The organism is Candidatus Zixiibacteriota bacterium, assembly GCA_022865345.1.
Taxonomy (GTDB): Bacteria; Zixibacteria; MSB-5A5; order MSB-5A5; family RBG-16-43-9; genus RBG-16-43-9.
In genome coordinates, this window is record JALHSU010000251.1 from 1 (window position 1) to 9106 (window position 9106).

Sequence of the window (9106 nt, forward strand, 5' to 3'; positions counted from 1 at the left end):
CATTTAACAGACGTAGATTCTTCGTCCCCTACGGGGACTCAGAATGACAGACAATGGTGGATCTGCTCAAAAAATCCGCTTAATCCGCTCCATCAGCTGTGAATTCCCTCACTCTACCAACTTCTTAAAATCCTCATCCTGCCACAAATTCTTGAAATCCTCATCTTTCTTTGCTTTTTCTTTATAATTAGGGTCAAGCTCAATCGCTTTCTTTAGATTTTCCAATGCTTCCATTTTCATATTTTGTAATGAATAAGCACAAGCAATATTATACCAAGCCTTTCCATAATCAGGATTCAACTCGGTCGCCTTCCTATACTTCTCTATCGACTCCTCATACCTGCCTAATTTACCTGAGTTCACACCCCAGTTATAATAAGCAGCAAAGTTGTCAGGATTTAATTTTAAAGCTTTCTTAATCTCGAGAGTAGACTCATCATATTTTTTCTCAAGATAATAATTATAAGCCATTGTTCGGTAAATCTCTTCATCAAAAATCCTATTCATTATTCTTTCGTAATCCTCAATAGCAGTTTTTGAGTCCTTTTTTGCTAACTCGGAAACATCTTTTGAAAAATCAGGAGGAATATCTTTTTGCTGTTCCTTCATAATCTCCTTGAATTTTTTTTATTTCGGCAATCTCCTGTGCTGCAACTTGTCGGCTTCCTTTTAACTCTTCACATATTTCCTTAATATCTTTCTTATATTCCTTTACTCTTTCTAAATCTTCTTCAAAACCTTTTTTAAGCTCTGCTTTTGTTTCTTTGTAATCCGCCTTTAATTCTCTGATTCTCAAAAATCCAAAAATAGCAACTAACCCTACAAGTAAAGCTACTATACCAATGACTAAGTTCGATAGAGAAATGCTTCTGTTAGCACCTTCAATTGCCTTTTCGTAGCCTTCCTTTTTTACTTTCTCAAATCCCATTTTCAAAGTATCATTCTGTGCTTTCAGTTTCAAAATATCTTGAGCAACCTGAGAAGTATCCTTAGAAACAGTTTGAGCACTAACCGAAACCGAGGATAAAAGAACTAAGCTCAAAACCCAGATAAAGATTATTTTTTTCATAAGCCCATTCCTCTTTTTTAGTCTGGAGGTCTGAAGACCTCCGCTGCTTTTAATAATAGCTCACAGCTGATTATTAGGATTAAGCAGATAATCCGCTCAGACAATCAGCTTAATCTGTTCCATCAGCTGTGAATTAACCCATTCCCAATTTAGATAAATAATACGCCTCCGTAGGGAGTTTGTCAATTAATATAATCAATATGTCAACGCAAATTAAAGATGTCAGTCCCGATTAATCGGGATAGTTAGGTAATGTAAATATTAGTGTGTAGATTTGGTTGTTTGGGAAAGACAAAAGGTGTATCCTTCCTTGAATTGAAGAGAACCTTAAAAGGAGAGGAGACACCTGATGTCAGTAAAGCAACTTGACTTTTCGAGGCACAGTTTAGTGATAGACTTAAAGGAAGTCAAGAAGATGTTTACCGCTTTTAGCGGTATCCCGCTACAGGCGGTGATGAGGTTCATTTTAATCTTGGATGCAGGTATTTAGTGAAGCAGACCTTTGAGGAGATCATGGCATTAGACTTGTATGAGCATGTAAGTGCTCGTCGCTATGAGCGGACGCCAGTGCGAGAGGGTTATCGGAATGGGTATAGGGCTCGTACTCTTTTGACTTCGGTTGGTCCGATTGATTTGGAGGTGCCCCGGGATAGGGTTGGGGGGTATCAGCCGGAATGTTTTGAGCGGTATAAGCGGGTTCAGCCAGTAGTGGACGAGGGGATTAAGGCTATGTTTTTGAGAGGGGTCTCCACGCGCAAGGTGAGGGATATATTAGACTGTTTATGTGGAGAGGGGGTATCGGCCAGTTATGTTTCACAGGTTACCAAAGCTTTGGATGGGGAGGTTAGAGCTTTTGAGAACAGGCCGATTGAGGATGATTTTGCCTTCTTGTTCTTAGACGGTTTAGATGTTAAGATTCGGATGGAGTTAAAGGTCAAAAGATATAGGCTACTGGTAGCTTATGGTATTCGTCGGGACGGGAGTCCCGCCTTGGCGGGATTAGCTTTCGTCTGGCCCACACCGAAGGGAAGGGAACCTGGCGTTAATTTTTAGAGAACTTAAAGGTGAGGGGTTTAGTGGGATATAATCTGGAGTTGATTATAATGGATGGTTGTCCTGGATTATGGTCAGCTATAGATGAGGTATATCCCTTAGTTCCCCACTCCGCCTAAGGCGGACTGGGTACATAAGCTTCGCAATATCGCCAGGTATTGTCCTAAAAAGATACCGGGAAAGCTGTACCAGTGAAGCTGCCCGGATTATGTATGCTCAGACCTCTGGCGTGGCAGCTAAACTTTTTCGCCAGTGGAGGGAACGCTGGGGTGAGCTGATACCAAAGGCAGTGGCATGTTTGGAAAAGGACTTTGATAGACTTATCCCCTTCTTTGCGTTTTCACCTGAGTTCCATAAAGTCATCCGGACCACCAACGTGATTGAGCGAAGCTTTAAGGAAGTAAGACGACGCCTGAAGGTAATGGGATACTTCCAGAACACTAAAAGCTGTAAAAGAATCGTTTTAAGCCAGTTTCTCTACTTTAACAAAAAATGGGAAAGGAGAACCGAAAGAATCGTTTCCATCACCCAATACTTTTCCACCAGTGATAAATTTAACCAGGTCACAGAATCAAAGACCGAACCAATGATGGCTTAAAAACCCTTGGGAAGGAACACATTTTGTCAAACAAAAGAATTTACACACAATTTCAAACATTGCCCTTGTGCTGAGGCGCTTGCAATCTGACGGTGTAGAGCTAAATTTTAGGTTGTTTTCCTGAACTTGCAATCTTATATTAGTGAAAATTTACGTAAAGAGGAGAAATATGAAACTAATCTATTACAAGAATGTCAAAGCCGAAAAAGTTGATGATCCACAATCAAAGGATGTTAAAATAAGATGGGCAATAAAAAAAGATGACGGCGCGCCCAATTTTGCCTTACGGGTATTTGAGCTTAAAGCCGGCGGATATACCCCTTATCATTCCCACAAATGGGAGCATGAGGTCTTCATCAAAAAAGGCAAGGGAACGCTCTTGTGGGAAGACAAGAAAATACCTTTCAAGGAAGGGGATGTGATCTTCATCCCTGGCGGTGAAAAACATCAATTCAAGAATAGCTCCAGAGGAATCTTGGAATTTCTCTGCATAATTCCGGTTTGAGCTTTATTGGAGTGTAAACCTTCAGGTTTACCTTGTAATATAGAATTGGTAGCCGCAGACTTTATGTCTGCGTTAGGTATCTCAACTGTTGATCGCAAGCTAAAGTCTTATATCGCGTAGGGGTGAAGCTTGTTGAGCTTTGCGAAATCCCGATCTGCGGGGTCTCCATCCTCCTTCCGAGGGCGTCCAATTGGACATCCCTACGCGGTTCTCTGAACAATTTTGGAATGTAAACCTTTGGGTTTACTAAATTAAGTGAGGTGAAGATGAAGACCAAGATCGTTTTTTTTCTTTTCCTTTTTTCCATTTTCAGTTTTCAATTTACCTTAAGTCAAAAGGAAAGGGAGGTTGACTTGAAAAACAAAGTAGTGCAGGTTCAGAAATATCTAAAGCAAAATGACATCCGTGCCTGGTTTTTATATGATTTCAGGGGGATAAATCCAATTGCAGTTGATTTTCTCGGATTGAAAGGATTGAAGACCAGAAGATGGTATTACCTGATCAAAGCAGAGGGAGAGCCGGTGGCTTTAGTCCACAAAATCGAGGAGCAGGGTTTCAAAGATGTCCCGGGTAAAATCATACCCTATGTAAGCTGGGAGGAGCAAAGAGAAAAGTTAAAGGAGCTTCTGTCTGGACTCAAAACTGTGGCGATGGAATACTCCTTTCAGAATAATATCCCCTATATATCCAGAGTGGATGCCGGTACCATTGAGCTGATAAGAAGTCTGGGAGTGGAAGTGATCTCCTCAGCTGATCTGGTGCAGTATTTCGAAGCCCGCTGGGATAAAAAGCAGTATCTTTCTCATAAGGAGGCAGTTAGAATCCTGCTGCAGATAAAAGACGAGGCTTTCAAATTTATTGCTCAAAGAGTAAGAGAGAAAAAGACAACAGATGAATACGAGGTAGCTCAATTCATTCAGAAAAGGATGAATGAATCCGGAATGGAAACAGATGAGACTTTAATTTGCGCGGTAAATGAGAACAGCGGTAATCCCCATTACACACCCAGCCAGACAGAGAAGAAAAAAATAGGTCCAGGCGATTTTGTGCTTTTGGATATCTGGGGAAAGATGAAAAAAGAGAAATCCATCTATGCGGATATAACCTGGACTGGATACGTGGGAGAAAAAGTCCCGGAAAAATATGACAAAATATTCAAGATTGTAAAAGGTGCAAGGGATGAGGCAGTGAATTATCTCAGAAGGAGATGGGCCAAAGGAGAAGAGGTTAGAGGCTGGGAAGTAGACAAAGCCTGCAGGGATTACATTCAGAAAACAGGTTACGGACCAAATTTCACGCACCGCACCGGGCACAGTTTAGGAACTGAAGACCACGGAAATGGCGTCAACATCGATAACTTAGAGACCAAGGACGAAAGGGAAATCATCCCCGGAATTGGTTTTTCAATTGAACCGGGGATTTATCTGAAAGAGTTCGGGGTGAGAATCGAGATCAATGTCTTCATAAAAGATAAAGAGATTGAAGTAACCACATTGTCCTTGCAGGAGGAGATAATCCCGATTCTGAAGCCTTAACATCCACATCTTAAGGGCAAGATGGGAATATCATGGATCGGAGCGCATCAGCTTGCTGATGCTTTTTAAGAAATGCAAGAGCAAGCTCTTGCACTCCATCCCCCTACAATCTTTCCAGGACGGATCTGGGGCGTGGATTATAAGCTACACAGGGTGTGAGAACCACGCCCCTACAGAAACTCCTAATGCAAACAGAGTTCAGCAGAATCGAAAGAAAATACGGAAAACCAAGATCCTTAAAGATGTCTTTCTCTCTGAGTCTCAGGGAATTTATAAACCTGGAAGAGAGCATGGAAGATGGAAGAAACTCGGATGTGACCCTACTCATCTTCAAGGATGGAAAAGTAATCGTCATCTCCAAGCCCTGGTATCCGCCAGGACTTTACAGGGCACCCAGCGGAGGAGTTAAGCCTGGAGAGAGCTTGGAGGAAGTGGCTTTAAGGGAGGCTTATGAGGAGACCGGTGCGAAGATAAAACTCCAGAGATATATTTTAAGAATTGAGGTTACCTTTTCACACAATCAAAAAGATGTAATCTGGACTTCGCATATATTCACCGCCAGATATCTTTCAGGAAAAATCGAGCCGGTTGACACCAGGGAGATAAAAGAGGCTAAACTTATGTGCCTGGAAGAGCTTTCTTCTTTGAAACCGCTTTTGCTGAAAACAGGATCGGGCGGTCTTGCATACCGGGCAGCATTGACTGAGAGAGCAATTGAGGAGATAAAGAAAACGTAGGGGCGATCTTCGTGATCGCCCACCGAAAGGTACAAGCCCCTCCCCTACGAAAATTGCTTTAGTTCTGATGACACTACGAATCAATAGCTCCGCCTTGAGGGCAAGGCGGGGCTACCAAATATAAAAGGGCAGGCACAAGGGCCTGCCCTTGCAAGTCACTAACGTAGAATAGCAAGTATCAAAAAACCTATAGGGGCACGGCGTGCCGTGCCCCTACTTTTTTTACCTGTCTGCTGTATGCTGTCTGCTACTTAAACCTCTTAGGCGACCACTTCTCCCATTCCAGAACAATCGGGGCAGCCACGAACCAGGAGGAATAAGTCCCTACTAAAATTCCGAGAATCAGTGCCAGAGCAAAATCATGCACCACCTCACCGGCAAAAATGAACACTGAAAGGACTGCCAGGAGGGTAGTTCCACCGGTCATAAGAGTCCGGTTTAGAATCTCATTGATGCTGGCATTTATGGTGCCTGCAAAATCTCCCTTTTTACGAAAGACCTTTAAATTCTCCCTTATCCGGTCATACACCACCACAGTATCGGTCAAGGAATAACCAGCCAGGGTTAGAAGAGCAGTTACGATCAGAAGAGTGATCTCCTTGTGCAAGATGAACATTATCCCCAGAACTGCCAGCACGTCATGAAAAGTGGCTATGGTAGCTGCTACCCCGAACCGGAAATCAAACCTTATCCAGATGTAGACCAGAATCCCCGCCAGGGCAATCAACACTGCTAATCGAGCCTGCTGTTGCAAGATCTTCCCCACTGCTGGTCCCACCTCATCCACAGAATCTTTTCGAAAATTGTTATCTGGAAACTCTTTTTTCAAGACGTCCAGGACTTCGTTTGATACCTTGCTTCCGGTCTCTGCCGTGCTTTTCAGGCGGATCATGAAGAAATAAGGGACCTCCCTGGCTTTAAGCTCAGTTATCTCCGCATTCCCATAACCGTTCCGTCCCAGCGCATTCCTTATCTGCCCTATGCTCATCGGTTTCTCGAAACTTCCCTGGATCATGGTCCCGCCTGCGAAATCGATCCCCAGATTTGCCTTGCCCATAAATATGAACACGAAGGCGATTATCCCCAGGGTGGCCAGGATTCCTGAGAAGAGAAAAGCATAATACCTCATCCCCACGAAGTTGATATTGGTTTTTTTGAGTATCTCCATCATAGTTTTTTTCCTTTTGCGTAAAATTAAATGCTTAAAGTCTGATAATTTTTTCTGAGGTTGAAGACCAGCCTGGTGACCACTACTGCTGTGAACAAGCTGATTATAACTCCTAAACTCAAAGTAACTGCGAACCCTTTGATCGGACCGGTTCCGAATTGGAAAAGGACTGCTGCTGTTATCAGCGTTGTTACATGGGAGTCGATAATGGTAAGGAGCGCTTTTTTATAACCCGCATCGATCGACGCCCTTATGGTCTTGCCGGTTCTCAATTCTTCCCTGATCCTCTCGAAAATAAGCACATTGGAATCGACTGACATCCCCATGGTCAGGATGATTCCTGCAATACCTGGCAGGGTCAGGGTAGCATGTAGACCTGCCAGAGCTGCTAAAAGGTAGACCAAGTTCAAAATCATGGCAAAATCAGCTATTATACCTGATAATCTGTAATATATACCCATAAGCAATAAGACCGCACCGATCCCGATAATAGCTGCCTTAACGCCTTTATTGATGGAATCTTGCCCTAAAGATGGACCCACTACCCGGTTCTCGATAATCTTAACCGGAGCCGGAAGAGCACCGGCTCTTAAGACCACTGCTAAATCCCGGGCGCTCTCTATGGTAGCCCCGCTCCCCATCTCTATTACCCCGCTCTCCCTGATTTTAGCCCGGATTATCGGGGCTGATTCAACTCTTCCATCCAGCACTATGCCTAAAGGTTTATCGATATTTGCCCCGGTAAGCTGGGCAAACCTTCTGCCCCCTTCTTTAGTCATAGTGAACCTGACTTCGGGCCGGCGATACTGGTCGAAGTCTTCCCGGGCATCTGTCAGATATTTACCAGACAGTTCTGCCTTTTTCTTTATCAGGTAAAGTTTCTGATAATCTACTCCTTTGTATGGTTCTGCACCAGTTGCCCAGGCCAAGGTATCATCCTCTGGAATCTGCTCCCAGATTTTGGGGTCTTTGAGATACTGGCCTATCTTGGGCTTATCCTCTAAGGCGACCAGGAAGAAATCTGAGCCGGATAGCTCCAAAAGAGAAGTGAAAGGTTTATCCGTTACTCCTGCTTCTTCCTCCTGAACTGTGGTATCAATAACTTCCTTGGAGAAAAGGTCTTTGGCTATCTTCTTCTCTTGTGTAGTATCCTTACCTTTGGAAGTCTCTACTTCTGTTTTCTTTGGAGTTAATACCTCATCGATCTTTGCCATGACCGTTTTGGTATTCTCGGGAGTCTCCAGCAGCCTGAATTCTAACTGAGCGGTCTGGCCAATTAAATTTTGCGCTCTTTCCACATCCTGGAGTCCGGGTAATTCTACGATTATCCGGTCTTCTCCCTGTTTCTGGATAAGCGGCTCAGCCACACCGAACTGGTCTATCCGGTTGCGGATGATCTCCAGTGCACGCTCCACAGCATCTTTACTCTCTTCAGGTTTAAGCTTGGTCTTGTCCACCTGCAAAACCACGTGCATCCCGCCCTTTAAATCCAGACCTAACTTGATTCCTCTCTGCTCCAAGCTCAAAAGCTTTGACGGATCTTTCTCTTTCAAAAGCGCCTTCTCAGTATCAGAAAGGCTCCACAGACTCAAAGAGGGGTAAAGATACCAGACCGAGGCGATGATCAGAAAAACGGTGATCAGGGTAAGCCAGAGTTGTGATCTTTTCATTTTAAAATTCTCCTTAATTTAATCCTTTATCTTCAAACCTGCCGTTCACAATAAATTAACAAAATATATCAAAAATTTTTAAAGTCAAATATAAAATGACGAAATTTATTTAAATTTACACTAAATTCTGGTCAGGTGTTTGTAAATATTAATATCTAAGAATGGAGTGCAAACCTTTCCTACCCTATGGGGGCTTTGCTCCGGACCCGTTTATCGGATAGGTTTGCCAATACACCTTCTGCCCGCCAGGTCCCCCGACCTGACGGAAGATCTGTCGGGTCAGGGGACCCGACAGGCACTAAACCCGTTGGGGCAGGGCAGACACGCAGGTCTGCCCCTATAGCTCCATTTTGCTCAGCGAGGATGTTATCATCCTCGCTCTTTCTTGTGCTCGCCAGGTCCCCTGACCTGGCGGGAAATACCGTCGGGCATAAAACCCGACGCTACAATCTTGTGGATGATAACATCCACAAAGAGCGAGAGAGATAAAGCTAAAGCTTTATACTCCAATTTCATTCACGAGTACTGCGGGGCTGGGAGCCCCGCCTACGGCTTTCTTTTGCCTTTGAGCGTTTGAACCTTTTTATTTGTCATCTTCAATCTGTCATTTGTTTTTTGGTCCTCTAAGTCCTGTAATCGCAATATAATAATGTCCTGTTTTAGCAAAGTAGAAATGTCCTATTTTGAGATTGCCACAATATCTTACTTTAAAGGAGGATATTATGGCAGGAAAGGACATGATCAGGATGAGTCAAGAGGAGATAAGAAGGG

At 43.6% G+C, this 9106-nt stretch carries 11 protein-coding genes; 6 read left to right on the forward strand and 5 right to left on the reverse strand.

Going from position 1 to position 9106, the window contains the following annotated elements; all coding sequences use genetic code 11:
- Positions 1-108: 108 nt before the first annotated feature.
- Complete coding sequence (locus MUP17_11900; GenBank protein ID MCJ7459677.1) at positions 109-609, reverse strand: tetratricopeptide repeat protein; 501 nt, start codon at positions 607-609, stop codon at positions 109-111.
- Complete coding sequence (locus MUP17_11905) at positions 578-1069, reverse strand: hypothetical protein (GenBank protein MCJ7459678.1); 492 nt, start codon at positions 1067-1069, stop codon at positions 578-580. Before MUP17_11905 ends, MUP17_11900 begins: the two co-directional genes overlap by 32 nt.
- Positions 1070-1418: 349 nt before the next feature.
- Between MUP17_11905 and MUP17_11910 the strand changes: the two genes are divergently transcribed.
- The 6 genes from MUP17_11910 to MUP17_11935 all read left to right on the forward strand — a co-directional run bounded on the left by MUP17_11910 (position 1419) and on the right by MUP17_11935 (position 5497).
- On the forward strand, positions 1419-1559 hold the full coding sequence (locus MUP17_11910; protein MCJ7459679.1) for a hypothetical protein: 141 nt from the start codon (positions 1419-1421) through the stop codon (positions 1557-1559).
- Positions 1560-1582: 23 nt separating this feature from the next.
- Entirely contained in the window at positions 1583-2122 is a 540-nt protein-coding gene (locus tag MUP17_11915; GenBank protein MCJ7459680.1) for a transposase, read from the forward strand.
- A gap of 208 nt (positions 2123-2330) precedes the next feature.
- Complete coding sequence (locus tag MUP17_11920) at positions 2331-2720, forward strand: transposase (GenBank protein ID MCJ7459681.1); 390 nt, start codon at positions 2331-2333, stop codon at positions 2718-2720.
- Between the two features lie 169 nt (positions 2721-2889).
- Positions 2890-3225 carry a cupin domain-containing protein gene (locus tag MUP17_11925; GenBank protein ID MCJ7459682.1) on the forward strand — a complete coding sequence of 112 codons (336 nt, stop codon included), beginning with the start codon at positions 2890-2892 and terminating at the stop codon, positions 3223-3225.
- A 266-nt stretch (positions 3226-3491) separates the two neighbouring features.
- Complete coding sequence (locus MUP17_11930) at positions 3492-4760, forward strand: M24 family metallopeptidase (GenBank protein MCJ7459683.1); 1269 nt, start codon at positions 3492-3494, stop codon at positions 4758-4760.
- A 242-nt stretch (positions 4761-5002) separates the two neighbouring features.
- On the forward strand, positions 5003-5497 hold the full coding sequence (locus tag MUP17_11935) for an NUDIX hydrolase (protein MCJ7459684.1): 495 nt from the start codon (positions 5003-5005) through the stop codon (positions 5495-5497).
- 247 nt (positions 5498-5744) lie between these two features.
- Here the strand turns inward: MUP17_11935 and secF are convergent, their stop codons facing one another.
- The 3 genes from secF to MUP17_11950 all read right to left on the reverse strand — a co-directional run bounded on the left by secF (position 5745) and on the right by MUP17_11950 (position 8851).
- A complete protein-coding gene (gene secF / locus MUP17_11940; protein MCJ7459685.1) occupies positions 5745-6668 on the reverse strand; it encodes a protein translocase subunit SecF in 924 nt (307 codons plus the stop codon).
- Positions 6669-6691: 23 nt separating this feature from the next.
- Entirely contained in the window at positions 6692-8335 is a 1644-nt protein-coding gene (gene secD, locus MUP17_11945; protein MCJ7459686.1) for a protein translocase subunit SecD, read from the reverse strand.
- A gap of 369 nt (positions 8336-8704) precedes the next feature.
- Positions 8705-8851 (reverse strand): hypothetical protein, encoded by a 147-nt coding sequence (locus tag MUP17_11950; protein MCJ7459687.1) that lies wholly within the window; start codon positions 8849-8851, stop codon positions 8705-8707.
- Positions 8852-9106 lie beyond the last annotated feature (255 nt).

What these genes read in the sequence shown, in the direction of transcription:
- MUP17_11900 (MCJ7459677.1), bottom strand. Translation starts at nt 609, where the DNA reads ATGAAGGAACAGCAAAAAGATATTCCTCCTGATTTTTCAAAAGATGTT.
- MUP17_11905 (MCJ7459678.1), bottom strand. Translation starts at nt 1,069, where the DNA reads ATGAAAAAAATAATCTTTATCTGGGTTTTGAGCTTAGTTCTTTTATCC.
- MUP17_11910 (MCJ7459679.1), top strand. Translation starts at nt 1,419, where the DNA reads ATGTCAGTAAAGCAACTTGACTTTTCGAGGCACAGTTTAGTGATAGAC.
- MUP17_11915 (MCJ7459680.1), top strand. Translation starts at nt 1,583, where the DNA reads ATGGCATTAGACTTGTATGAGCATGTAAGTGCTCGTCGCTATGAGCGG.
- MUP17_11920 (MCJ7459681.1), top strand. Translation starts at nt 2,331, where the DNA reads ATGTATGCTCAGACCTCTGGCGTGGCAGCTAAACTTTTTCGCCAGTGG.
- MUP17_11925 (MCJ7459682.1), top strand. Translation starts at nt 2,890, where the DNA reads ATGAAACTAATCTATTACAAGAATGTCAAAGCCGAAAAAGTTGATGAT.
- MUP17_11930 (MCJ7459683.1), top strand. Translation starts at nt 3,492, where the DNA reads ATGAAGACCAAGATCGTTTTTTTTCTTTTCCTTTTTTCCATTTTCAGT.
- MUP17_11935 (MCJ7459684.1), top strand. Translation starts at nt 5,003, where the DNA reads ATGTCTTTCTCTCTGAGTCTCAGGGAATTTATAAACCTGGAAGAGAGC.
- secF (MCJ7459685.1), bottom strand. Translation starts at nt 6,668, where the DNA reads ATGATGGAGATACTCAAAAAAACCAATATCAACTTCGTGGGGATGAGG.
- secD (MCJ7459686.1), bottom strand. Translation starts at nt 8,335, where the DNA reads ATGAAAAGATCACAACTCTGGCTTACCCTGATCACCGTTTTTCTGATC.
- MUP17_11950 (MCJ7459687.1), bottom strand. Translation starts at nt 8,851, where the DNA reads ATGAAATTGGAGTATAAAGCTTTAGCTTTATCTCTCTCGCTCTTTGTG.